This is a genomic window from Luteimonas sp. 100069 (assembly GCF_003813845.1).
GTDB classification, from domain to species: domain Bacteria; phylum Pseudomonadota; class Gammaproteobacteria; order Xanthomonadales; family Xanthomonadaceae; genus Luteimonas; species Luteimonas chenhongjianii.
The window spans coordinates 319,273-343,978 of sequence record NZ_RPFN01000002.1; the positions used below are offsets into that span (position 1 = coordinate 319,273).

General features: G+C 67.9%; 20 protein-coding genes and 3 tRNA genes. 4 read left to right on the forward strand and 19 right to left on the reverse strand.

Translation table 11 applies throughout. The features are described 5' to 3' along the window. Positions 1 to 65: 65 nt before the first annotated feature. From EGK76_RS07960 to EGK76_RS07990, 7 genes are all read right to left on the reverse strand, one after another. Positions 66 to 848, reverse strand: coding sequence for a hypothetical protein (locus EGK76_RS07960; protein WP_096297661.1), 783 nt, complete (start codon positions 846 to 848; stop codon positions 66 to 68). A 131-nt stretch (positions 849 to 979) separates the two neighbouring features. Further along, on the reverse strand, positions 980 to 2,077 hold the full coding sequence (locus tag EGK76_RS07965) for a dipeptide epimerase (protein ID WP_096297663.1): 1,098 nt from the start codon (positions 2,075 to 2,077) through the stop codon (positions 980 to 982). Between the two features lie 13 nt (positions 2,078 to 2,090). Then, the gene (locus EGK76_RS07970; RefSeq protein ID WP_096297665.1) at positions 2,091 to 3,494 is read right to left on the reverse strand and encodes an SH3 domain-containing protein; all 1,404 of its coding nucleotides are present in this window, start codon (positions 3,492 to 3,494) and stop codon (positions 2,091 to 2,093) included. Positions 3,495 to 3,839: 345 nt separating this feature from the next. Further along, a tRNA-Asp gene (locus EGK76_RS07975) sits at positions 3,840 to 3,916 on the reverse strand. 409 nt (positions 3,917 to 4,325) lie between these two features. Next, a tRNA-Asp gene (locus EGK76_RS07980) sits at positions 4,326 to 4,402 on the reverse strand. A gap of 15 nt (positions 4,403 to 4,417) precedes the next feature. Then, positions 4,418 to 4,492 (reverse strand) — tRNA-Val (locus EGK76_RS07985). Positions 4,493 to 4,512: 20 nt separating this feature from the next. Then, complete coding sequence (locus EGK76_RS07990; RefSeq protein ID WP_096297669.1) at positions 4,513 to 4,794, reverse strand: HU family DNA-binding protein; 282 nt, start codon at positions 4,792 to 4,794, stop codon at positions 4,513 to 4,515. Between the two features lie 260 nt (positions 4,795 to 5,054). Between EGK76_RS07990 and EGK76_RS07995 the strand changes: the two genes are divergently transcribed. Next, on the forward strand, positions 5,055 to 7,040 hold the full coding sequence (locus EGK76_RS07995; protein ID WP_123832243.1) for a peptidyl-prolyl cis-trans isomerase: 1,986 nt from the start codon (positions 5,055 to 5,057) through the stop codon (positions 7,038 to 7,040). Positions 7,041 to 7,587: 547 nt separating this feature from the next. Here the strand turns inward: EGK76_RS07995 and EGK76_RS08000 are convergent. Both EGK76_RS08000 and gloB read right to left on the reverse strand, forming a co-directional pair. Beyond that, a complete protein-coding gene (locus tag EGK76_RS08000) occupies positions 7,588 to 8,778 on the reverse strand; it encodes a lytic transglycosylase domain-containing protein (protein WP_096297675.1) in 1,191 nt (396 codons plus the stop codon). Continuing rightward, positions 8,775 to 9,539, reverse strand: coding sequence for a hydroxyacylglutathione hydrolase (gloB, locus tag EGK76_RS08005; protein WP_123832244.1), 765 nt, complete (start codon positions 9,537 to 9,539; stop codon positions 8,775 to 8,777). The genes EGK76_RS08000 and gloB overlap by 4 nt, the downstream gene beginning before the upstream one ends. A gap of 164 nt (positions 9,540 to 9,703) precedes the next feature. Here gloB and EGK76_RS08010 point away from each other — a divergent pair, with 164 nt between their 5' ends. The 3 genes from EGK76_RS08010 to dnaQ are packed head-to-tail and all read left to right on the forward strand — an operon-like array spanning position 9,704 to position 11,566. Next, positions 9,704 to 10,357, forward strand: a complete 654-nt coding sequence (locus tag EGK76_RS08010) for a methyltransferase domain-containing protein (protein ID WP_123832245.1) — start codon at positions 9,704 to 9,706, stop codon at positions 10,355 to 10,357. Between the two features lie 22 nt (positions 10,358 to 10,379). Then, a complete protein-coding gene (gene rnhA, locus EGK76_RS08015) occupies positions 10,380 to 10,826 on the forward strand; it encodes a ribonuclease HI (protein WP_096297681.1) in 447 nt (148 codons plus the stop codon). Between the two features lie 11 nt (positions 10,827 to 10,837). Next, positions 10,838 to 11,566: a DNA polymerase III subunit epsilon gene (gene dnaQ, locus EGK76_RS08020; protein ID WP_123832246.1), complete on the forward strand. Its 729-nt coding sequence runs from the start codon at positions 10,838 to 10,840 to the stop codon at positions 11,564 to 11,566. A 17-nt stretch (positions 11,567 to 11,583) separates the two neighbouring features. Here dnaQ and EGK76_RS08025 read toward each other — a convergent pair whose 3' ends face one another. The 10 genes from EGK76_RS08025 to EGK76_RS08070 form a co-directional block, all read right to left on the reverse strand. Further along, on the reverse strand, positions 11,584 to 12,288 hold the full coding sequence (locus tag EGK76_RS08025; protein ID WP_096297684.1) for a protein phosphatase 2C domain-containing protein: 705 nt from the start codon (positions 12,286 to 12,288) through the stop codon (positions 11,584 to 11,586). Positions 12,289 to 12,433: 145 nt separating this feature from the next. Then, the gene (locus EGK76_RS08030; RefSeq protein WP_158613465.1) at positions 12,434 to 13,276 is read right to left on the reverse strand and encodes an FHA domain-containing protein; all 843 of its coding nucleotides are present in this window, start codon (positions 13,274 to 13,276) and stop codon (positions 12,434 to 12,436) included. Between the two features lie 122 nt (positions 13,277 to 13,398). Further along, positions 13,399 to 14,712 (reverse strand): type II secretion system protein, encoded by a 1,314-nt coding sequence (locus EGK76_RS08035; RefSeq protein WP_123832248.1) that lies wholly within the window; start codon positions 14,710 to 14,712, stop codon positions 13,399 to 13,401. A 173-nt stretch (positions 14,713 to 14,885) separates the two neighbouring features. Beyond that, positions 14,886 to 15,992: a type II secretion system protein gene (locus EGK76_RS08040; RefSeq protein WP_123832249.1), complete on the reverse strand. Its 1,107-nt coding sequence runs from the start codon at positions 15,990 to 15,992 to the stop codon at positions 14,886 to 14,888. Beyond that, positions 15,989 to 18,883 (reverse strand): hypothetical protein, encoded by a 2,895-nt coding sequence (locus EGK76_RS08045; RefSeq protein WP_148087425.1) that lies wholly within the window; start codon positions 18,881 to 18,883, stop codon positions 15,989 to 15,991. The genes EGK76_RS08040 and EGK76_RS08045 overlap by 4 nt, the downstream gene beginning before the upstream one ends. 9 nt (positions 18,884 to 18,892) lie before the next feature. Then, entirely contained in the window at positions 18,893 to 19,588 is a 696-nt protein-coding gene (locus EGK76_RS08050; RefSeq protein WP_199730881.1) for a type II secretion system protein, read from the reverse strand. A gap of 14 nt (positions 19,589 to 19,602) precedes the next feature. After that, positions 19,603 to 20,859, reverse strand: coding sequence for a type II secretion system F family protein (locus EGK76_RS08055; protein WP_123832252.1), 1,257 nt, complete (start codon positions 20,857 to 20,859; stop codon positions 19,603 to 19,605). Then, positions 20,856 to 22,562, reverse strand: coding sequence for a type II/IV secretion system protein (locus tag EGK76_RS08060; protein ID WP_233580218.1), 1,707 nt, complete (start codon positions 22,560 to 22,562; stop codon positions 20,856 to 20,858). Before EGK76_RS08060 ends, EGK76_RS08055 begins: the two co-directional genes overlap by 4 nt. Next, the gene (locus EGK76_RS08065) at positions 22,549 to 23,973 is read right to left on the reverse strand and encodes an AAA family ATPase (RefSeq protein ID WP_123832253.1); all 1,425 of its coding nucleotides are present in this window, start codon (positions 23,971 to 23,973) and stop codon (positions 22,549 to 22,551) included. Before EGK76_RS08065 ends, EGK76_RS08060 begins: the two co-directional genes overlap by 14 nt. After that, positions 23,970 to 24,596, reverse strand: coding sequence for a hypothetical protein (locus EGK76_RS08070; protein ID WP_123832254.1), 627 nt, complete (start codon positions 24,594 to 24,596; stop codon positions 23,970 to 23,972). Before EGK76_RS08070 ends, EGK76_RS08065 begins: the two co-directional genes overlap by 4 nt. Between the last annotated feature and the right edge of the window lie 110 nt (positions 24,597 to 24,706).

The following is a 24,706-nucleotide window of genomic DNA, read 5'->3' on the forward strand; positions in this document are numbered from 1 at the left end:
GCATCGCGTCGGAAGCGACTGCCGGCGGGCGAGGCGTCGCGACGCGCGCTGCAGGCGGCTCTGGCTCAGCGCGGCTGTGTCGGCAGTTGCCAAGTGGCCTGCAGGCGCGCGTATTCGGCATCGGGCAGCAGGACGAAGCGCGGCGTGCGCGCCGGATCGAGCCAGCGCAGCAGCGCGTCCATCGCGGCATCGTCCATCGCGGTGCAGCCTGCGGTGGTCTCGTCGGGGCGACGCAGCAGATGGGCGAAGATGCAGCTGCCATGATCGGGAATGCCGGACGCGTTGTGTTCGATGACGAATCCCTGGCGGTAGCGCGTGTCGCCATCGTTGTGCAGGTCCAGCCGCATGTGCTCGCTCGCACCGGCCACTGCGTCGGCGCCGACTGTCCGTGCATCGACGATGCGGTTGTAGAGCGGCGAGCCGGACACGTCGACGCAGTAATGCGAAGCCGCCATCGCCGAATAGGGCAGGGCGCCGACGCCTTCAGGCGCATAGCCGAAGGCCTGGCCGATCGCGAACACGCCCGCGGGCGCGCGGCCATCGCCTTCCCGCTTCTGCGGGCCGCTGGGCTGCGCGGGGTGCAGGCCGAGCCCCCAGGCACTGCCGCTGCGGCCAAGCATCACCGGCACAGCGTCGCCCACCGGCCGCCAGTCGCCGTCGCCTTCGCGTTCGAACCGTTGCAGACGCGCCTGCGGTGCATCCCAGTCCATGGCTGTGACCACGACCAGCTGTCCGGCGCCGGCCAGCGGTGAATCAGCGGTTGCGGTCGAGGTGGACGAACACGCGGCGAGCAGCAGGCTCGCCAGCGACAGGGCGAGCAATGCGGCGTTGCGGTGGAGGCGAAGCATGTGGATGTCCTTTTTCTGTCGGCCCCGGCATGGTGGTGCAGATGCGGCGGTGCGTCGAACGCCGCGTGCGACTGCCGGTTTGCGCATCGCCGGCAGATCGATGCGCGGCGGCCGCGCGGACACAGCGCGCCTCAGTCCTGAAGGGCAACAAGGCCGCGGATCGCGCGGATGCCAAGGCCGGGCGCATCCGCGATCGAGATCCGGGGGCCGTCGAATGTCACGCCGCCCTCCACCGGAGTCCATGCGCACAGCGAAGGACCGTCAAGATCGACCTTGGTGATGATGTCGGCCTTGGCGACCGCCAGATGCGCCGCTGCGGCGACACTGATGCCGGTCTCGATCATGCAGCCGATCGCGCAGTCCATCCCATGCAGCCCGGCAATGTCGGCCAGCTTGATCGCGTTCGACAGGCCGCCGGACTTCATGAGCTTGATGTTGACGATGTCGGCCGCGCGCATGCGGATCAATTCGATCAGCTCGACGGGGCCGAATACACTTTCATCGGCCATGACCGGAGTGTGTACGCGGTCGGTCACGAACTTCATGCCTGCGAGGTCGTGCGCCTTGACTGGCTGCTCCAGAAGTTCGGCATGGATACCTGCGTCCTCGAGCTGGCGTATTGCCCGGACCGCCTGTTTTGGAGTCCAGCCCTGGTTGGCATCCAGGCGCAGTGATGCGCGTCCGTCGACCGCCGCATGGATCTCGCGGACCCGTTCCAGATCCTTTGCAGGATCGGTGCCGATCTTGATCTTCAGCGATTCGTAGCCGCGGCGCACCGCGGACAGCGCATCGGCGACCATCGTGTCGACGTCGTTGACGCTGATCGTGATGTCGGTACTCAGCACGGGGTTCCCACCGCCGAGGATCCGGTACAGCGGTGCGCCGTGGAGCTGCGCGAACAGGTCATAGAGTGCGATCTCGACCGCGGCCTTGGCGCTGGTATTGCGCGCCAGCGCGGTCTGCACCAGGTGCGTCAGTGCGTTGAGGTCGGCGACCTCGCGGCCGATCAGTCGCGGAGCGATGACGGTGGAAATCGCCGCGACGATCGCGCCATGAGTGTCGCCTGTGATGACCGCCGTAGGCGCGGCCTCGCCGTGGCCCACATGGCCGCTGTCGGTATGGATGGAGACGATGATGTCGTCGACGCTTTCGACCGTCCGCAGCGCGGTCTTGAACGGCGTACTCAGCGGCACGCGGAGCATGCCAAGGGTGATGTCGGTGATCTTCATCGGTTGCTCCGGCTCAGCGTACGCGCTGGATGGCGGTCATGCGATCGACCACGCTGCCGCGATCGCCGGCCAGCATCGGTGTCACCGGGGTGACCACGACGCCGTTGAGCGGCAGCGGCGTGACGGCGCCGCCAGCAGTGCGCACGCTCATGCCGGCAGTGTCGTGGATGACCCAGGGCTCGCCACCGACGTGGCCGATCACCATCATCACGTGGCCGGGCATGAACACCAGGTCGCCGACATCGGCTTCGCGCAGCAGCTGCAGGCGCTGGGAACGTGGCATGTCAGGCGCGACTTCGATGCGGTCGAGCGCCGGGCTCGTCGCCTGGGCGCCGGTATTGCGCGGCAACAGGATGCCGACGCTGCGATAGACCTCGGAGACGAATCCACTGCAGTCGCGCGCGTTGTAGCCATGGCCCCAGCCATAGCGCTCGCCGAGGAACTTGAAGGCCTGGCGGAGCAGTGTCGCGCGGGTGTGGGGGAGGGCATCGTCGGCCATGTCGGCCGCGGCGGGAATCAGCGCCGGCGAGAACGACAACGCGCCGTCGTGCTCGCGCACCGGCAGTTCGATCACCCGGCCGAAGCCCGGCACCTGGCCGTGCAGTGCGGTCGCGCCGTCCGGGTTCACGCGGGGCAGGCGCACGCCCATCTCCAGCTGCACGTCCGAGACCTCCGGGGCTTCGGGCGTGAAGACGGTGCGCGCGGTGGCGCCGGTGACGATGGGGCCGCGCGCCGCACGCGCGGCGAAGTCCGCCACAGCGGCTCTCGAACCGAGCGCGACGAGCGACGCCCGGATCCATGCGCGATAGCGCTCGCTTTCCACGAACAGCCACTCGCCGTCGCGGCTTGTGTGCATCACTGCGACCGGTGTGCCGGGAAACAGCGCATCCTCCTGGAACCGGTCGATGTCGGTGTCGCCCGGTTCGCTGAAGACACGGGTCGCGGTCGGGAACGCGCGCAGGTCGGCGCGGCGGACGACCAGGCCGAATCGCAGGGCCACCCCGGCGGGTATCTCATCGAGCGCGAGTGCATCCATCCACGCATCGAGCGCAGCGTCGTCGATCCGCCCCGCGGTGGTGAAACGGGGTTGCGTCGGTCGCTTCGACACCGCTTCGATCCAGGTACGCACCATGTGCCCGTCCAGGTGGTCCGGCAATGCGAGCGGCGTATGGATCGACGCGTCCTCGCGCCGCATTCTTGCGTTCAGCGCTTCGATTGCTGCTGCATCCAGCACCACGGCATCTGCCGCAGGCTGGCGGGCAACCCAGAACGCCGGCGAAAGCATCGCGCGATCGAGTCCCGGAATCGCGGCGATCGACGCCGAGGCGACGGCGCTGGACGTGCCCAGCAGTGCGGCGGCCATCACCAGTGCATGGAAGGCCGCGCGCAGGGAAGAAGGACGGTGGATGGATCGCATCGGGGCTCCTGCTGGCAACGCGACGGTACGTATCGCCGCGGTCGACGAGTGGAGTATGTGGCTTCCTGCCGAGATGGACCGCGCGATCCGTCTGCAGTCTGCAATCACGCCTGGCGCGTCGTGCAGATGAGCGGAGCATCGGGCCGGCGATCCGGCGCCGAATGGCCCTTCCGATACACGCTGACCAGGCCAGGGCACAGCCTTTGAAAGTCGATCGGCCCGATGCGGCGACTGCGGTCGAACGGTGCCGTGCGCAACAGACGCGCTGCGGCTTTGCGCAGTCGCGCGAGCAGCCGTTGCACAAACAAAAACCCCCGCATTTCTGCAGGGGTTTCTGTTTGCAAATGGCGGAGCGGACGGGACTCGAACCCGCGACCTCCGGCGTGACAGGCCAGCATTCTAACCAACTGAACTACCGCTCCAAGGCGCGAGATTCTACATCAAAGTCGGCGGTTGGGAAGGGGGCAAGACAACTTTTTTCGCGATGCGCGTAATCGTCCTGCGCGCAGCGCGTTGAAGGCGATCCGCGGCGTCCGGGATCGCATGGCAAACATTGGCGGGCGCGCGCCTTCGCGCGACCGGTCGCCACGGCAAGTGCAACGTGCGTTGCCGCGTTGCGGTTCCGGATAACCGCGGCACGCGACAGGCGAGCGGGTCGAGCGACGCGTGTGCGTACTGCCTCCTGCAGAGGCGTGATCTGCTGTTCCGCGCAACGTGGAGATGACAGGAGCACAGATCCGGTCCCGAGCGGCCCCAGGCATGGAGCCTGTTGCCCGCTCGAACCGCGGACACAAAAAACCCCGCATCGCTGCAGGGTTGTTTGCTTATAACTGGCGGAGCGGACGGGACTCGAACCCGCGACCTCCGGCGTGACAGGCCAGCATTCTAACCAACTGAACTACCGCTCCGCGCTTTGAAACTCTTGGTGGGTGCTGAGGGTTTCGAACCCCCGACCCTCTCCGTGTAAAGGAGACGCTCTACCGCTGAGCTAAGCACCCATGCGGAACAATCAAGCCGCTTACTTTACCGCATCCTTCAGCGCCTTGCCAGCCTTGAATGCAGGCACCGTGGACGCCGGAATCTGGATCGCTTCCTTGGTCTGCGGGTTCAGGCCGGTACGCGCCGCGCGCGGACGCGCAACGAACGAGCCGAAGCCGACGAAGTTCGCCGCGTCGCCGTTCTTCAGCGCCTCGGTGATGGTGTCGAGCAGGGCGTCGACGGCGCGGCCGGCGTCGGCGCGCGACAGGCCGGATTTCTCCGCGACCGAAGCAATGATGTCGGACTTGGTGAGGTTTGCCATCAGTGAGTTCCTCTTCTTCTTGAGATAGCGACGTGTCTTACGTCTGGACATCCGGCCGGCAGCGCGATGCGCAGCTGGTCCGGACGGGGATGCCGGTCAGGCGCGCATGGTACGCGATCCCTTTTGTGATTACGACCGCGTTTCAAGGGGAGCGCAAACAGGCGTCGGTGGCGCTGCAACGCGGCGAGGAACGGGTGCCCGCGTCCGTCTCCTGGATCTTGCGGGTACACTGGACGGCTCGCCATCCCGTGTCCTGAGCCATGCTGCAAGCGCTTCGAGATAAGACCAGTGGTTGGATCGCCATCGCCATCGTGGCGGTGCTCGCGATTCCGTTCGCGTTCTTCGGCATGGAACAGTATCTGTTCCAGAACAATGCCGACTACGCCGCCAAGGTGGAGGCACCGCCGAAATGGTGGAAATCCGCGCCCGACGTGTGGCTGGTACGCAAGCTCGCCTGGACCTCGACCGAGGTCAGCGCCGAGGAATTCCGCCAGGCGTTCGACAGCATGCGCGAGCAGCGCCGTCAGCAGGAAGGCGAGGCTTTCGAAGCGCGCGGGTTCGAGACGCTGGAAAGCAAGCGCGAAGTTCTCGAGCAACTGATCGATCGCGCGGTGCTCGGTCTTGCGGCCGAGCGCGCCGATATCGTCATTGGCGATGCGCAGGTGCAGGAGGTCATCCGCTCGATTCCCGCGTTCCAGGTCGAGGGGCGGTTCGATCCGCAGCGTTACCAGATGGCGCTGCAGTCCGCGCAGCCGCCGCGCACGCCGCGCGATTTCCAGGAAAGCATCCGCATCGACATGCAGCGCGCACTGGTGCCGCAGACGATCGCGGAAACCGCGTTCGTCACCGAAAGCGAAGCGGCGCGTCTGATGCGTCTGCTCGGCGAGCGCCGTGACGTGAGTTTCGTCATCGTGCCGCCGCCGGCGGTGGACAGCGCCGAGGTATCCGCCGCTGATCAGCAGGCCTGGTATGAAGCGCATGCAGCGCGTTACCGCGAGCCGGAGAAGGTCGCACTCGAGTACATCGAGTTGCGCGCCGTTGCGGCCGATGGCGATGGCGATGGTCAGGTCGACGAAGCCGAGGCGCGTGCGCATTTCGAACAGGTGAAGTCGCGTTTCGCGACCGCCGAACGCCGCATGGCCTCGCACATCCTGATCGAGGTGCCGGCAGATGCGGACGCGGCGACCCAGCAGGCGGCGCAGAAGCGCGCCGCCGAAATCGCCGCCAAGGCCCAGCAGCCCGGCGCGGATTTCGCCGCGCTCGCCCGTGAGAACTCCGACGACCCGGGGTCCCGCGACGGTGGCGGTGATCTGGGTTGGATCGAGAAGGGCATGATGGCCGGCGCGTTCGAAGACGCGCTGTTCGCGATGGAGCCGGGCACGGTCAGCGCGCCGGTCCGCAGCGATTTCGGCTGGCATGTGCTGCAGTTGCGCGAGGTGGACGCCGACAAGCCGGTTGCGTTCGAGGACGTGCGCGAGCAGATGGAGCAGGAGGTCCGCGACAGTGACGGCTCGCGCGCCTACAGCGAGCAGGTCGGTCGCGTGGTCGACGAGATCAACCGCAGTCCGATGTCGCTCGAGCCGGCGGCAGCTGCCGGGGGCGTGCAGATCCAGACGATCGGCCCCTTCGCGCGAGGCGCGGGTAGCGGCATCGCGGCGAACAATGCGGTGGTGCAGGCCGCGTTCTCCGACGCGTTGACCCAGGACGGGACGGTCAGTGACCCGATCGAGATCGGTCCGGACCACACCGTCTTCATTCGCGTCACCAGCCACACCCCCGAGCGGGCGCAGCCGCTGGAGCAGGTGCGTGAGCGCGTCATCGCCGAGGTGCGCGCCGACCGCGCCCGCAAGCAGGCCGAGCAGACAGCGGACGCCATGGTCGCCGAGCTCAAGGGCGGCAAGTCCCTGGAGGCATTGGCGGGCGAACGCGAATTGCAGGCGCAGGACGTGCCGGGCATTCCGCGAGGCGCGCCGGTTCCCGATGCAGTGGCCAACCAGGCTTACTTCCGCGTTGCGCCGCCCAGCGGTGATGCGGTCACGCCAGGTCGGGTGATGCTGGCCGACGGAAGCGCCGTGGTGTTCGCGGTGACCAAGGTGGAACCCGGAAACCCGGACGAAGCTTCGGAGCAGGAGCGGGAGATGCTGCGGCAGCAGCTTGGCAGCCTGCTCGGAAACGAGGATGCGGAAGTCCTGCAGCGCAGCCTGCGCCGCGAGATGAAGATCACGGTGAACGAAGCGCGCCTCTAAGCGCGCGATCCGTGATCGAAGAGCCCGGCGCAAGCCGGGCTTTTTTTTGCCCGGCCACTGGCTGGGGCACTCGCCGGCTGCCCGTCGCGCAAAGCCGTGCGCTTGGCCCCCCGGAAAGCGCACGACGCCCGATCAGGCCCTGATGAAGTGCTTGGGACCGGCTCACTCGCACGGTCTCGGCGCCCAGCCAGCCGCATCGCGCCGAGCTGACCAAGGTGATGACGACGGCGAGCGCGCGCGGACGCGTGCGCCCGACCGGTGTCGATGTGTGGACCCCCACGGGACCGGGCGCCGTGAGTTCGCGTGCGCGAGCGGAGACTTCGTTTTCGATCTGCGCAGGTGCGTCGGTTGGTCCGGACGCGGTCTGGTCGCATGCGTCAGGCCGATATGAGGCGCGCAGTCCCAATCCGGGCGATGCGCCTCCGACGAAGCACGGCTGGCATAGATCGAAGCTCGATCGGCGGGCGCGACGTGTGTGCGTCCTCAAGCGCGCCGACGCCAGCGGGTCCAACACGGTTCGGGGCGCCGGGCGCGCGCCGCGCGGGGATCAGCGTGCGTCGATCTGCAGGAGCATGCCGGGTCGCAATACGCTGCGCGCGGTCAGCGCGTTGCGGCCCAGGAGCTGCTGCGTGCTCAGCCCGTAACGCTTGGCAATCGACCAGGGGGACTCGCCCGCTGCGACGGTGTGCACGCGCTGCGCCTGCGATGCGGTATCGGGCGCCGCGTCGGCGGCGGGCATGTCGATGTCCGGTGGCGCTTCGGCCATGAACACCGGCGGCGCGGCGGCGGACTGCGGTACCAGCAGGCTGACCGGCTGTCCGATCCGGGCGAGGCGACCGTCGGCATGCGCGGGATTGAGTCTCTTGAGCCGCGCGGCGTCGGTGACGTGGCGGTCGGCAAGCGTGTCCAGGTCGCGGATGCCGTCGGGCACCGGGATCGCGGTCAGTGCCGGCACCTCCCGGTCCATCGCCGCCATCCAGGTTTCGCGCGTGCCGGCTTCCTTGATCAGGCACGACAGCGCATGCAGCTTGCGTACGTAGGTCTGGGTGATCTGCGGCACCGGCAAGGAATCGGGCGTCGCGTCGCGCGCCTCCTGTCCCGCACGCTTGAGAGCGTTGAATACCCGGTATTCGCCGGCGTTGTAGGCCATCACAGCCAGTCGCCAGTCCCCGGCCAGCATGCCGTGCAGGCTCTTGAGGTAGCGCACCGCAGCGCGGGTGGAATCGGCGGGCGACAGGCGGCCGTCATACCCCGGCCGGATCGGAATCTCGTGATTGCGCGCGGTCACCGCGATGAACTGCCAGAGCCCTGCGGGTCCCGATGGACTGCGGGCAGCGGGGCGATAGCCGCTTTCGACGAAGGGAATCAATGCGTACTCGGTCGGCAGGTGCTGGGCGCGGATCTCCTCGACCACATACGAAAACAGCGGCAGTACGTCGTTTCCGCCGGAGGCCAGCTGGCGTGGGACATGGCCGAACTGTGCGCGCCACCGCTCCGTCGCGGCGTCATTGCAATCGGGCTCCGAGAGCCCTTCGACGAACCGGCGGTAGACCTCCTGGCCATTGCGGGTGACCGGTGGTGTCGGCACTGCTGCGACAGTTGTGGTTGCCGGGACAAGGGCGGGGGCGGGGCCCGGGGTGGCGCCTGCGGCGGGGGTGTCTGCCGCATGCAGGATGGTCGTCGGCGCTACCAGCATCAGCAATGCTGCGGCCAGCCGGGTCATCGGACCCGCCCTCATGCGACGAAGCCGTCCTTCCAGCGCCGCAGCCCGGCGAACACGGCGACGCGGTCCTGCGCGTCGAACCCCCCATGCCGCGCGACCGCCTCGCGGACGGCAGCGGTGTGGGTACGCAGGAAAGGATTGGCGTCGAGTTCGCTCGCAAGAGCGACGGGCAGGGTAGGGCGCGAGGCGCTGCGCATGTCGAGAATCTCCTGTTCGCGGCGCCGGAGCGCTGCGTTGTCCGGGTCCACCGTCCGCGCGAAGGCGGCGTTGGCGCGGCTGTACTCATGGCCGCAGCAGACCAGTGTATCGGGTGGCAGGGCCGCGAGGCGGTCCAGCGAAGCCAGCATCCGGGCCGGCGTACCTTCGAACATACGCCCACAGCCGAGGCTGAACAGGGTGTCCCCGCTGAACAGATGCCCGTGCCCGTAAAACGCGATGTGGCTGCGGGTATGCCCGGGGACCTCGATCACTTCGAAGCGCCAGTCGCCCACCGGAACGGTGCTTGCGGCCCCGATCCGCGCGGTGGCGTGGGGAATCCGTGGATCGTCGGGGGCGTACACGGGAAGGCCTGGCCAGCGCGCCAGCAGTGCCGGCACGCCGCCGATATGGTCGGCGTGGTGGTGGGTCAGCAGCACGGCCAGCGGCGTCAGGCCCGCATCGGCGGCGCCGAGCACCGGCCCCGCGTCCCCCGGGTCCACGATGACAGCCCGGCCCGAGTCGTCGGCCAGGGTCCAGATGTAGTTGTCGTCGAAGGCGGGCAGCGGCTGCACTCGCATCGTTACGGACTCCGTGATCGGCGTGGCGCGGCGCAGAGGACTGCGGGACAGGGCGGAGCACCAGCGCGTTCGCGACCAGGTTGGGCTCGCGTGTCCGCCCGCAGCGCCGGTCGAGACCGCGGCGCCGGAGTCGCGCATGTCCCGGAGCCCTTACAATCGGGACCATGCCCGTGATCACTCCGGCCGGTCAACCCGGCAGCGCCAGCAACTGGTTCGAAACGGCGGCCGGCCGCGCGGTGCTCGACAGCGAACGCGTGCTGGTCAGCGAGGTCCTGGGATCGCACCCGGGCCTGCCCTGGCTGTGGCTCGCGCCGGCGGCCCCGGCGACGTCGGCATCCGGACGCGGGCTGTGCCTGGTCCGTCACGGCGACACCCTGCGTGGCGCGGTCCGGTGCGGCACGCCGCTGCCGCTGCCGAGCGAAGCGTTCGGCGCCGTGGTGCTGCAGCACGTGATCGGCGGACGCGAGGACGAGCTGGGCCTGCTCGAGGAGGCCGCGCGCGTCCTGTCGCCCGGGGGCCGTCTGTGGCTGCTGGTGCTCAACCCGCTGACCCCGTACCGCTGGCGCTGGCGCGGCACCGGCATCGCCAGCGCCGAGCCCTTGACCTGGCGACGGCGGATGCGTGAAGCGGGCCTCGCGCCGGATGCGGTGTCGAGCGGACTCGGCCCGAGTTGGCGGATCGAGCCGGTGAGCGGGGTCCAGAACGGCCCGGGTCTACGGGCCGCTTATGCCCTGTGCGGGCAGAAACGTCATCTGCCCCTGACACCCCTGCGCAGTCCGCGTCCGCTCGCCCTGCCGGCTGGCGCGGCAGCTGGCTGATACCCATATTCCGGAAACAGTGATGAAGTCGATCGAGATCTATACCGATGGCGCATGCCTCGGCAACCCGGGCCCTGGCGGCTGGGGGGCCCTGCTGCGCTACAAGAACATCGAGCGCGAGCTCTCGGGCGGCGAGCCGCTGACCACCAACAACCGCATGGAACTGATGGGCGCGATCGCCGCGCTGGAAGCGCTGAGCGAGCCGTGCGAGATCGTGCTGCACACCGATTCCCAGTACGTGCGCCAGGGCATCACCGAATGGCTGCGCAACTGGGTGCGGCGCGGCTGGAAGACGGCCGGCGGCGGCGCGGTCAAGAACCAGGATCTGTGGCAGCGCCTGCAGATCGCCTGCGAGCGCCACCGGATCGACTGGCAGTGGGTGAAGGGTCACTCGGGGCATCCCGAAAACGAGCGCGTCGACGCGCTCGCCAGCGCCGCCGCGCGCGCCCAGCGCACCGCAGCGGCCTGATGGAGACACCGATGCGCCAGATCGTCCTCGATACCGAAACCACCGGCCTGGAGTGGAAGAAGGGCAACCGCGTCGTCGAGATCGGTTGCGTGGAGCTGGTCGAGCGTCGGCCGACCGGCCGCACCTATCACCAGTACATCAAGCCGGACCGCGATTTCGAGCAGGGCGCGGCCGAGGTGACCGGACTGAGCCTGGAATTCCTGGCCGACAAGCCGGTCTTCGCCGAGATCGCAGACGCCTTCCTCGAGTTCATCGACGGGGCGGAGCTGGTGATCCACAACGCCGCCTTCGACGTGGGCTTCCTCGACAACGAGCTCGCGCTGCTCGGCCCGGCCTACGGCAGCCTGCGGCAGCGGGTGACGGTGGAAGACTCCCTGCTGCTTGCCCGCCAGCGCTATCCGGGCCAGCGCAATTCGCTCGACGCGCTGTGCAAGCGGCTGGGTGTCGACAACGCGCACCGCCAGCTGCATGGCGCGCTGCTCGATGCGCAGCTGCTGGCCGAGGTTTATCTGGCCCTGACCGCGGGCCAGCACGAGATCGGCTTCGGCAGCGGGTCCGAGCCCGAGCCCGGTACGCACCACGTGGTGCTGGCCCGGCCGATGGGCGCGCGTCCGCCGCTACGTGTTCCGGCCGACGATCTCGCCGCGCACGCGGCGCGGGTCGAGGCGATCCGCAGGAAAGCGGGCGTCAGCCTGTGGGCGCCTGCGCTCGCGGCCGAGAGCGAGACCGAGGCCGCCTGAGGCAAAAGCGCCGGCCCTCAGTGCCGGCGGATCAGGATCACCGTGACGTTGTCGGAACCACCGCCATCGAGTGCGGCGGCGACCAGTCCGTCCACGCATTCCTGCGCGCTGCACTCGGCGTGCGCCAGGACTCGCGAGATTCCCCGGTCGTCGACCTCCTCGGTGAGGCCGTCGCTGCACAGCAGAAGCTGCGTGCCGGGGTTCAGTTCGCCCGACAGCGTCTCCACGTTGAGCATCTGCGGATCGGTGACCCCCAGGGCCTGGGTGACCACGTTGCGATGGGGGTGGCTGCGCGCCTGATCGACGGTGATCGCGCCCTGCGCGATGAGCTCCTGCACGTAGCTGTGATCCTGCGAGAGCTGCGTGAGCTTGCCGTCCCGCCACAGATAGACACGACTGTCACCGACCCACGCCACCTCGAAACGATTGCCGGTCACGCGGGCGGCGACCACCGTCGTGCCCATCGGCAGGCTGTCGCCGCGTCGGCGCGACGCGCGGATGATCTCCTCGTCGGCGATGCGGATCGCCTGGGACAGGGAGGTGCCCTGGCGGATTTCGCGGACGATGGTCTCGCGCGCGAGCGCACTGGCGACTTCACCGTATTCGTGTCCGCCCATGCCGTCGGCGACCAGCCAGAGCGCCAGCTCGCTGTCGCCGTAATAGGTGTCTTCGTTGAGATCCCGGCGCAGACCCGCGTGCGTCAGATGGCCGAACTCGATCATGCGTCGTCCCTGTACGGAAAAAGCTGGTGGAGGTCGCAGCGGCGGTACGGCCCGCCGGAGGCATGGGTCGGCGCAGCATAAGCGACGGGCATCACACCGGCGCTCGGCCGGGGAACGTTTCCATGCGTCTGCATCTGCGGTCAACTCAGGTCGCTGTCGCCGTGAGCCGGATCTGCTTCATCAGCTCACCGAGGCTCTTGATGCCAGCTTCCAGCTGGGCCACCCCGGCGAGGAGCGACACGGGTGGTGCGGACGGCTCGTCGCGCGTGGTCCGCCCCTCGAACATCGAGCGTCGCAGCGCGGACACGAAGTCCTGAGCGGCCGCGAGGTCGCGCCCCAGGAGGAACGCAAGCTGGCATTCGCCGATTCGCGCGGCGATATCGCCGTCTTCGAGCCGGCTTTCCAGCAATCCGACGACCTGCGTCAACGCACTCGCGGAAGCTTCGTCACCTTGTTCCGACTGCAGCGCCGCCATGCCGTCGATGTCGATCAATACAAGGCTGAGCGCACTTTTCGCCGCGAGGGCGGCGACGATACGCGTCTCCGCCGCGGCAACAAAATCCTGGCGTCCCAGAAGACCCGTGAGCCGGTCCCGGAACATCAGGCGTGAGACATGGGCGTGATAGACCGCTTCGACGTTGGTGTGGCTGACGAACTTGAGGACGCTCTCACCGATGGTGATCTGATCGCCGTCAGTCAGGGTTGCCTCCTGCACGGCGCGACCGCCGATGTAGGTGGCGTTGGTCGAGCCCAGGTCGCGGATGCGGTAAAAGTCGCCTTCCCGCCAGATCTCGCAGTGGCGGCGCGAGACACTCGGGCTGACAAGACGCAGCGTCGCGTCGGTGGAGCGCCCCACGATGACCGGCTCTGCGCCGATATCGACCCGTTGCCCGAAGCCTTCCCCGTGGATCACGACGATACAGGCGGGCGCTGTCGGCAGCGTGGAGGCGCCATTGACGGCGATGGTGTGCTGGTCGGTGTCTTCCATACCCTCGTTCACGGATGCCTGCGGAACGCCGCCCTGGGTGGCCGACAGGACGGCGGAAGATACCAGATGCTCCCTTGACGGGAGGTCAGCAGGTCCACGCAGAGCGTCCTGGTCCCGGAGGCTCATGGTGCCGCCAAGGTTCCATCGAAACGCTCGGCGACGTCGCGTGAGACCGGATCAGGAAAGCCGCCGAGGATGTCGGCCCGGCGGGCATCGAGCACGACCGCGTCTTCGACCAACTGCGCGGAGGGCGGGAAGTGGCGGAACTCGTCACGATACCGGGTTGTCTTCTCGAGGTAGGACGCGGTGCTGGCCTTGGCAATACCAGCCGCCACCACCTGTCCAATCGCCGCGCCGATACCGGTACTGGCCAGCACCACGCGCCAGCCGAACAGGCCGTAGGTCTCGAAGGTTTCCGACATGGTGTCTAGGGTCTGGCTGGTGCCGCCGGTAATGCCGTTGACGGCGGAGACGATGGCGGCGTCGGCGCTGTAGTTCATCGCCTCTGCGAGATCGCGCATGACTTCCAGCTGTTCGAGGTGGTTATGCATCGTCGGCGTGGTCAGGCGGGCGGCAACGGCGGCGTTGGCGTGCGCGTATACCGCCGGTCCATGGGAGTCGCCGCAACGCAGCCGCGTCCACAGCTGATCGATGCCCACGGCCAGGACCTTGTCCTGGTAGTCGGGCGTAGACGGCCGGCGGGGAGAGTGAAACGCCGTTGAAGCGCCGATGTGTTCGGCGGCGGGTTGCAGCGCATCGGGAAGCGCGAGTGCGTAGGCGACGTTGCCGGCGATCTGCTCGGGGACGTCCTCGCGGCGGGTGTGCACGAACAGGATGCTCGGCGGCAGCAGCGAAGCGCTGCGCAACGCCTCGCAGAAATCCAGCGAGTTCATGTGCAGCTGCGGGGCGTTCGCACAGGTGGCATCGCCAGCCGGGAGACGACTGCAGTTGTCGTATGGCTGGACGGAGTGGGCGACGGTGACATCGGGGCTGTTGAGGAGCACCTGGAGGCTCTCGGCGCGGTCACGGCGCTGGACGAGGTCGGCGTCGAGGGTGGCGTCAAAGGTGTTGAGGTCGTACCCGGGGAGGGTCAGGTTTCCCCTTCCACGCAGCACGCCGTAGCGCACCCGGCCAGCGCGCTCGTCCGGCAGGCCGAGGCTGCGCCAGGGCAACTGCCCGACACCGGCCTCGGTGCAGTCCTCGCGGCCTTCGCCAGTGGTTGCGGGGCATGGCAGGCGGCCGTGGATTGCTGCGAACCCGAGCAGTGCATCGTCGGCGCGCTGGAGCACGGTGCGCTGGGCGTCGTCACGGCGTTCCATGGCAGTGATGCCCAACCACCGGACCAGAAGGATGCCGATCACACCCAGGATCACCAGGGTGACCGCCAGTTCGACCAGGGTCAGTCCGAGCTGGAGGTGGCGCCCGTTGCCGGACATGCTCCGCCCGCGGTCCCCGCATCGCCGGAGATGCGAGGCGCGCGTCGCGCGCGTATGCCGTCGCGACGGAGCGGGTGGCGATGCGGGAAGGTCGGCTTGCACCGGGCATGCGCCTGCCCGGAGTCGTTGCGGGAACGCCAGGGTGGGACTGCCCGATATCCCGATCGGTTGGTTCATTGTGAGAGTCCAGCGGTATCGAGTGCGATGGCGTTGCGGCTGGCCGCGACGTACAGGGCTTCGGTGCGCTCACGGTGCGTTTCGACCAGCTCGAGATGTTCGCGTCGCTTGGCGAGGTCGGCGTTGGCCTCGTTCAGCGCCGCCTCGGCATCGACGATGCCCTTGATCGCCAGCGCCAGCGACAGGGTGGCGCCTGCAAGCCCGGAGGCGAGATATTTCGCGCCCACCAGGATGCTCATCTTGTCGGGTGGCCACCCGGCGGCGGTCAGCACGACTGCGACGGCTTCGCTGGTGATCGCGTCGGCAAGGGCGTAGATCGCGAGGTTGCGGCTGGTCGTGGCCTCGTCGACGATCAGCTGGGCGATCTTGACGTCGAATGCGCGGAAATCCCGGTTGAGGTTGGTTATCCGGTATGCGCTGTACGCAGCGTAGGCCGCCTGCGCGCCGCCTTGCGCACGCGCCAGGCGGTCGGGGCATGCCAGCCGCGCGGCGAGCTCCGCCGGGCCCGCAGCCAGCGAGAGCACGGGCGCGTTCGCAGCGCCGGGCACCGGCTGGATGGCGGGGTCCCACACCGCGTCCAGCGGACCGGTATCGTGGCCCGGTGCTCCGGGGTGGCCCAGGTAATAGGCCACCGGCATGTCCAGGCCGCCGACCGAGAGGCCGTCACGCTGGTTGAGCAGCAGACGCATGCACATGTCCAGGCCGTTGCCTGCGGTGCCCAGTTCGCCGCGGTAATCGGGCGGCAGTAGGGGACGGAACACGTCGCCGGGCGCCGTGGCCAGCGTGGGCTGGACCTGGTAGCGGATACGCAGATGGCGGGGCAGGCCGAGGTCGGTGACGGGCAACCAGCCAAAGGTGCTGCCCGTGTCCTCGCGGCCGTCGTCGTCGTGGTCGGCGGCCGGCAGGCGGTTGTGGCTGCGCAGGTAGCCCAGCAGCGCCTCGTCAGCGCGGGCGAGCTCCTGTTGCTGGCGTTCGCCATCGACCACCTCGGTACCCAGCGGCACCACGCTGAGTAGAACAGTGGCGAGCAGGGCGGCGATCACCAGCCCCACCGCGAGTTCCACCAGCGAGACGCCGCGCTGGCGATGCGCAGGCGCGATCATGGCGTCCGCACCGGTTGCGGACCCACCGTGCCGCGCGCGTCGGCACGCTCGAGCGCGGACTCCGCGCCGAAACCGACCAGGCGTGCATTGACGTTGCCGGCTTCGTCCTGTTTGGCGCGGCGCAGGTCGTTGTATTGCTTTTCGAGGCTGTCGAACTGCTCGACCAGGGCGATGTAGATCTTCTCGGCTTCGGTCGACCCCTTCTGCGCCAGCAACCAGTCCGAGTAGGCGCGGTTGTAGGGATAGCGCTGGCAGTACAGTCCTTCGTGGAACAGCAGGTCGCCGCCCCAGGAATAGTCCCAGCCCAAGCTGGCGAAGAATTCGCACTGCTTCTTGTTGCGAAGTTCCAGGTTGGAAGTCACCAGCATCTGGGCCGAGCCTCGACCCCGATAGGGCTCAGGGGCGTAGTAAGGCACTGTCGTCTTGACCCACCCGGGGAGGACGTCGTCGGGCAGGCCTGGACTTCCCGGGAAAGGCCAAGCCTTGCGGTGCGAACGTCGCCATTCGTACCGGGTCCTGTCGCCATCGAGGATTTCCTCGATCGCGTGCTCGAACCAGTCTGCCGGGTAGTTGATCCGGGGGGCGAGCTGGCTGTTGTAGGCGCGTTCGATAGCGGCGAGGTTGCGGCCAACGTCGCGTTGGTCCTGCTTCGCGACTTCCAGCCGCTCGGTCATGCGAGCCCGGCAGTTGGACAGGGGATCCATGTCCTCCTCCAACCTGATCAGGCCGGTGGTTTCATCGCGCACTTCGCGCCGGCATGAATTCACGTACTCGACTGCGATCTCGGCATTCCTGCACTTCTGACGCGACAGGTCCGTGGCCGGCCGGGCGCCACAATGGTGTGCGTCGTCTCGCTCGTCCTGCATGGTCCGGAACAGTGACTTCTGCCCATCCAGACCGGTGAACCACATGTCGAAATTCTTCTGCAGCTCCTGGACCTCGTGCTCGACTTCCTTCTCGCGCAGGTTCGCCTTGGCCCACGCCTCCGCGTACGCTCGCTGCTGGACTGCGTCGGCGATCGCGAGGTCCCACAAGAAGTCCGTTCGGCGATTGCTGTAGGCGCCTTGCATCGCGTCGTCGACACGCGCGACCGAGTTGCACGAGGCGTCGAGATCGCCATTGCCCTGTCCCACGTGATCGCAGACGATCCGTTGATAGCGGCCGTTGTGTAAGTTCATCGACCCGCTCTCGTCGATGCGGGCCCGCATGTTCTGGTCGTCCCAATGTGCCAGGCGCTTCTCTTCGAGCAGCGTCACCTGCGCCAGCAGGAACTCCCATTCCGTGCGCGCTTCGTCCCGCTTCTCGTCAAGCCCCTTGGGGTCGGTATCGGTGATGTACTCGTAGTGGTACAACGGCGTTCCGTCGCCGTCGAACACCTGGCGGCCGGCCCCGTCGACCACCGGGATCGGTGCGCCGAACTCGTCTTTCTTCAGCACCGGCTTGCCGTCGGCACCGGTCCTGATGTCGTTTTCGGCAGTGCAGGGGTTGTAGGGCGTGCTGCTGCCGTCCGGCGGCTCGGGCGGATCGCGCCCGTAAAGCTGGCATGCCATATCGTCGATCGTGGCCTTGAGATCCCTGGGACGCTCGCGCGCGGCGTTCTTGGCACGGTCACGGGCCTCCACGGTCTTGGCCAGAGCCAGCGCAGTCGGCGGAATGGCGGCGATATTCAGGCCGAGCGCCACGGCGCTGGTCACCACGGACGCGACCGACAGTCCAACAGCAGTGGCCTTGAGCGGCACTTCCCAGCACATCACGCCAAGCGATGCGATGCAGGTTGCGACCGACCGGGCCAGGCTCGCCGCGTTGTTCGTGAGGCTGGTCACCGCGCCGGACACCGACGCTGCCGCCATGAGTACCTTGATGACCTCGCCTGCCTGCGCCATCGCGGCGCCGAGCACCGCCCCGTTCGTGGTTTCGACGTTGGCCTCCTGAAGCGCCTTGAGGCTGTCGTGCAGGGTGACGGCGGCGGCCAAGGCGTCCATCGACGCGTGCTGGACGTTCCAGGCCGCCGGCGTGGCCGCAGCGTCGAGGAATGGAATGCCCGAGAAAGTACGCGCGGCAGGTGCGCTGGCCAATCCGCCTGACAACAGACGGCAGCCCAGGGTCTGCGCCATGCCATCGAAAGTGCGTATCCGCACCCGATCGTCGTAGTCGGCGTTCCAGTTCTGCGAGGGGGCGGCCATCGACGCGTCGGTACCGGCATTGGCGCTGTCCAAGCGGGTGCCGGTCCCCGCCTGCGGACCGGCAGCGGCAATGCCGTAGGCCACATTGCGCGGTGCGCTGCCGGGCTCCGTGATGCGCGCGCGGGAAGGGTCGGGCGCCGCGGCATCCGCCAGTTCCAGCGCCCTGCACAGGTCGAGACCGTTGACCGAGTCGAAGGCGCGGCTGGTGCTGGCGCCCGCGTCGTCAGTTGTCGCGATCGTGCGGATAGTGCCGTCGGTGAGCCTGGGCTGCCAGGCGTTGCCCGGATTGGTCAGGTCGAGATGCGCGCCTTCGTCGCCGCGATACACCATGTAGGCCATCGGCCCGAGCTGTGGCGCGATGCCTGATGCGCCGACCAGCGAGCGCAGCGGCAGCCAACCCTGCTGGCGATCACTGCTGCAGTCCTCGGTGCCGTGTACCGTCGTCGAAGGGCAGGGCAGCCGTGCATTGGCGGAAGCGAAGGCGGCGACTGCCTCGTCGGCCCAGCGCAGCGCCTGTTCCTGTCCACTGGCTTGCGCCGGAGCACGCTTGGCGTGCAGGACCAGCGCACCGGCACCGAGCACCGCCGCGACCAGCATCAGCGCCAGCGCAGCCTGGACGACGCCGAAGCCCGCCATGCCCCGGCGCGCAGGTGGAAAGTGATGACCGCGGCGCGGAATCGCCGGTGTGTCCATGTCGAACTCCTGCATGGGCGACGGTTACTGGTTCATCCGGATGTAGCCGGTCATTGCGGCGACCTGGGCGTCCGGGTTGCTGTTGATCCCTTCGCTTTCGTTGAGGGTCCAGGGGTTGTCGACCGGCGTGCTGCCGATCGCCGCCACCATCGAGTGCCGGGTGCTCTCGCGCATGCGCCCGAAACGCGCGTCGATGCGCCCGTCGATCCGCAGGTCCAGCTGGCCGGCCAGTTCAGGGGTCAGGCCGCTCAACCGCATCACGTTGCGGGGCCGCTGCGCGTAGCTGGTCCCGGTCGCCGGCTCAGCCCAGTCGGGGAGGTTCATGAAACACACCTCGACCTCACGCGGCAGGCCGCGGCTGTCCTGATAAACGTGACGCGTCTCCATACCTTCGGCGCGACCGGGTGGCAGCGCGACGCCACGGGCGATCATCGCGCCACGCAACTCGTTGCCGCACAGTGCAGCTCCTGGCGATCCGTTTACACGACCTGTGGGATTGGCGAGTTCGTCGCCGGGCACCGTCCCGGTCTGCTGGACGTAACGGTCGTAGGCGATCATCCAGCCCTGGACGAACTCGCTGCCGATGCGCTCGGCCACGGCACTGCGGTAGACGTCGCGTCCGACGGTCACCGCCCCGAGGATGAGCGCGATCACCACCAGCACCACCGACATTTCCAGGATCGTAAAACCGCGCATCGGGTGGCGGACGACTATCTGCATGAGGCGAATCTCCATCAGAACTGCGGCGATGCGATCGCCTGCTTGACCAGGTCATAGACCGGTAGCAGCAGGGCAACGATCAGGAATACGAACATCCCGCCGGCCAGCAGCACGACCACGGGCTTGATGACTTCGGAAAGGTTGGTGATCAGCCGCTGCAGACGCGTGCTGTATTCGGAGGAGAGCCGGCCGAACTGCGAATCGAGCGTGCCGGTTTCCTCGCCGACCGCGATCATGCGCACCATCATCGAAGGAAAGCCGCCGACCTGGCGCATCGCGGAGGAGATGCGGTCACCGCGTTCGAGCACCTGGCGGATCGCGATGATGCGGTCGCGGTAATACTCGTCGCGCATCGCCCGCTCCATCACCTGCAGGCTGCTGACCATGTCCACACCCGCACGGATCAGCAGCGCCATGTACTCGGTAAAGAACGCGAGCCCCGAGGAATTCATGATCGTGCGCGCGATGGGTACCCGGTGCAGGCCGTAATGGATCATCCGTCGGAAGGGCCGGCTGTAACGCCACGTCACCCAGAGTACGAAGGCAGCCACCGCCATCAGTCCGAGCATGAGCCCCATATGCGCGATCAGCCACTCCGACCCTGCCATCACCGCGATGGTGAGCGGGGGCAGATCGGCATTCATCTGCTTGAAGAGATCCGACAGGTTCGGAATCACGTAGTAGATCCAGAAACCGCCGGCGGCAAAGATGGCCGAGAACACGAAACCGGGATAGATCAGCGCCTGGCGGGTGTCAGCGGTCATCTTGCTGATGCGTTCGACGTGGTCGGCCGCTTCCATCAGCATCTTGTCCATCGTGCCGGTCTCATCGCCGATCATGACGAGGTTGCGAACGGTTTCAGGGAACGCGTCCGGATAGCGGGCGACACCGTCGCTCAGGGATGCGCCAGCGTCGAGTTCCTCGAGCAGGCGGCGCGCGAGCTTCGCGGCATTGGTGGCGCTGCCCTGGCCGACCTCGTTCGCCACGGCGCGCAGTGCTTCCATGATCGGGATGCCGCTGCTGGTCATCACGCCGAGGTCGCGAAGCATGCCGGCGAGTTCCGCGGGGCGGATGCTCGGCTTGACCAGTTGGGAGATCGAACGCTGGCTTTCGGCGAGCCAACCGGGCAGCCGCACCAGCGAGAGCACCACTGCGTCGAAGTTCTTTTCCAGCCACATCCGCGCCGAGGAGTCGCGCTCGACCGACAGCTGGGTGATTCCCGCGCGCACGCGGCCGCTCGAGAGGAGCAGGCGGTAGTAATAGACGTTCATGGCGCCGGGCCCACGCCGACCACGCGCAACACTTCTTCGCTGGTCGTCTGCCCCGCGAGGATGCGCGCGCGTGCGACGTCTTCGATCCCGCGGAAGCCCGCGTTCATCGCCAGGTTGCGCAACGCTTCGCGGCCGGCGTCGTCGGCGATGCCGTTCGCCAGCGCTTCGTCGACGACCATGATGTCGTAGACCGGCAGGCGGCCGTAGAAACCGCTGCCGCGGCAGCGATCGCATCCGGCGCCCCGCTTGCCCGACGCCCCCGGGGCGACACCGAGCCACGTGGCCTCGGCCTCCGTGAAGGGCACTTCCTGGGTGCAGAACGGGCAGTTCTGGCGCACAAGGCGCTGGTTGACAACCGCCAGCAGGTTGTCGGCGATCACCTGGGCTTCCAGGCCCAATGGACGCAGACGCGGGACCACGCCGAATACCGTGGTCACGTGAAGCGTGGAGAGTACGAGATGGCCGGTTGCGGCGGCTTCCAGCGCGGCCTGCGCGGTCTCGGCGTCGCGCATCTCGCCCAGCAGGATCACGTCGGGGTCGTGACGCAGGAAATGGCGCAGTGCCGATCCGAACTCGTAACCGGAGCGGCGATTGACCTCGGTCTGGCCGGCGCCAGGCACGCGGTATTCGATCGGATCTTCGACGGTCAGCACGTTGCGCTCGATCAGTGACTGCATGCGCAGCGCTGCATGCAGCGAAGAGCTCTTGCCCGAACCGGTTGGTCCCGTGATCAGGACCAGTCCGGCGGGCTTGGCGAACAGACGTTCGAGGACCGCGACGTCCTCGGGAAAGAAGCCGAGCTCGCGCAGGCCCGCGAGTTCGCTGTGTTCGGGCAGTAAGCGCAGGACGGTGCGTTCGCCCGAGTCGGTGATGATCGTGGACACACGCACGGTCAGGCCCGAATCGAGCACCGTGGCACGGAAGCTGCCGTCCTGCGGCCGGCGCTGCTCGGAGATGTCCATCTCTGCCGCCAGCTTGATGTAGCCCAGCAGGCGGGTCAGCGAAGTGGGCATTGCGAACATCGGACGCAGCACGCCGTCCACGCGGAACAGCACATGGAGGCTGTCGTCGGACGGCGCCAGATGGATGTCGGTAGTCCGCTCACGCACCGCGTAGTGCAGCAGATAATCGAGCAGGCGCTCCGGGCTGTAGGCATGGTCGTTGTCGGACGAGAGCCGCTTGATCTCCCGTTCCAGCAGACTCTCGACAGGATTCTGTGCGAAGTAATAGGTGTGGCGAATCAGGCGCGCGACCTTGCCGTATTCGCCCTGCACGAAGCGGCAGCGCAGGCCGCAGCGCTGCAGGACCAGCTGCTGCACGGTGGCCGGATCCGCGTCGCCGATCAGCACTTCCAGAGCATCGTCGGCCCGACGCAGTGGCAGGAACTGCCGCAGCTGGCACAGTTCGCGATTGAACATCGCCAGCACCTGCGGATCGGACTGCGTCAACGTGTCGACCTGGACGTAGTCAACGCCGTTCATTTCGGCCAGCGCGCGCACGATGTCCGATTCGTTGGCCAGCCCATGGCGGATCAGGACCCGCCCGAGCCGCTGTTTCTCGACCTCGTTCTTCTGCAGTGCGTACTGCAGCTGGGTTGCATCAAGAAGCCCTCGCTCGAGCATCAGCTCGCCCAGGCGCGTGCCTTCCTTCTGCAGGGACGTAGGTGCGGACGGACGGATCGGTGTGGATTCAGCCATGGACATGGGCGACAGATTCAGGAGAAGGGGAAGACGGCGGCTGCCCGGCATTGGCCAGCAATGCATCGATCAGCAGGAGGGTGGCAGGGTCGGGCACACCATCGGCAGGGAGTCCATGGCGGGCCTGGAACAGGCGCAACGCCGCGCGCATGCGGGGACCGAAGCGGCCGTCGACGGCTCCGTCGTAGAGCCCCTGCGTGAGGAGCAGCGCCTGCACGCGGCGTAGCGGTGTCTCGTCGGTGCCGGGCAGGAAATCTTTCGGTCGCAGACCGATGCGCCACGCCGCACGCCAGTGTCCGGCGTCGTTTCGCAGGCAGGAAGCATCCAGTGTCGACAGGCGTGCCGCGAACGCGGCATCGACCGGCTGTACATGGAAGGCCTGTCCGGCAAACGCCTGCAGGCATGCCTGCCAGCGCGCCTCGTCACTGGGCAGGGCGCCGGCTTCGATCTGCGCAGGCTGCGCGGCAACCGATGGCGGAGGGGCATGGCGGGAGTCGGCGTCCCGTGGAAGCAGAGCCAGTGTGCTCAAGCCGATCGCGCCGAAAACCGTCGCGGCCAGGGCCAGTGGCACTCGCGGCCGCCGGTGCAGGGGACGTACGCCCGCCTGCGCGGCGGCCTGGCGCACCAGCGGAGCCCCGATCCGGCGCTGGCCCTCGCCATGGCCGTACAGACCGTACAGGCAGCGATCCATGATCAGATGCGCCCGGCGCGGGTTGCCGTCGCTGGCACGGTGTAGCGCGGCCAGGGCGGCGGGCTCGAGCTCAATGTCCGACCCGCCGGCCGCGGCCAGGCGGAACGCCACGTAGCGATCCAGTTCGGACGCGGTCATCGTGTCCAGACGTACGTGAGTGCAGATGCGGCTGGTCAGTTGCCGGATGCCGGGTCGGGCCAGGTGAGCGTGCAGCTCCGGTTGGCCCGCCAGCACGATCTGCAGCAGTTTCTCCTGCCCGGTTTCCAGGTTCGTCAGCAGCCGGAGCAGTTCCAGACTGTCGGTGTCCAGATTCTGCGCGTCGTCGATTATCAGCACGCACGTGGCCTGTGAGCGCCAGCGGTCAACCAGGAACCGGTTGAGTGTCTCAAGGTCGGTCGCCGGGCTTCCCGTCGCGACCAGCCCGAAATCGCGAAGCACGGCGGCCAGCAGATCAGGACCCTGCAGGAAGGTGTTGAACACCAGTGAGGTGGCGACGCCCTCGTCGCCGAGTTCGTCCAGCAGCCGGCGCAGGAACGTGCTCTTGCCGGTCCCGACCTCGCCGGTCAGCAGGACGAAACCCGCGCGGGTGCGCAGACAATGCGCTGCCTCTGCCTGTGCTGCATCCAGCGCCGGTGTCCTGAACCATGCCTGGGCATCGGGCGTGGGCGGGAACGCGGCGCGGTGGAGGCGCAGTACTTCGAGATGGCTGGCGAGCGCGGGATTCATTGCGTCAGCGTGTCCAGCTCGGCCAGCGCACGGGCGACCTGCGGTGAGCGCAGATGGCGTGCGGCCAGCCGCGTCAGGCGATCGCGGGCGTCGCCGACGTCTCCGCGACGGGCATCTAGCAGGGCGATGTTGACTCCGGCGTTCATGTCGTCCGGCACGCGTTCGATGATCTGCCGGTACAGCGACTCGGCGCCGGTCATGTCGCGGCTGCCATGGGCGACCCACGCACGCATGCGGAGCAGGGTGAGGCTGCTCGCGGGCAACATGTCTTCCAGTCTGGCGAGTTCTGCATGCGCTGCCGGCATGTCGTCGGCAGCGACCGCAGCCTCCAGTGCCTGCGTCGCCCGCAAGACCATCGCGTCGTCGAGCTGGCCTGCCGGCACGCTCGCGTCGCGGCGTTCGACCCGGATCGACCCGGCGGCCGATGCCGACGACGTGGCGGCCATCGCCTGCGGCACCGGAGCAGGTACGGGCATGCGCATCGCGGACTCGGCCGCACGCGCAGTCTGTCCGTGCTGCGGCGGCAACGATTCGCCGGCGATACCCGCCATCGGGGAGTGCGCCGCCTCGGCGAGCAACGCGTTCTCCGGAGTCGGAATGTCGGCTGTGGAAGCGATGGCCATGTCAGCGGTCACGGCAACCGGCATAGGCTCGAGCGAGGGCGAGGGCGAGGGCGAGGGCGAGGGCGAGGGCGAGGGCGAGGGCGAGGGCGAGGGGGCAACGGAGGCAGACG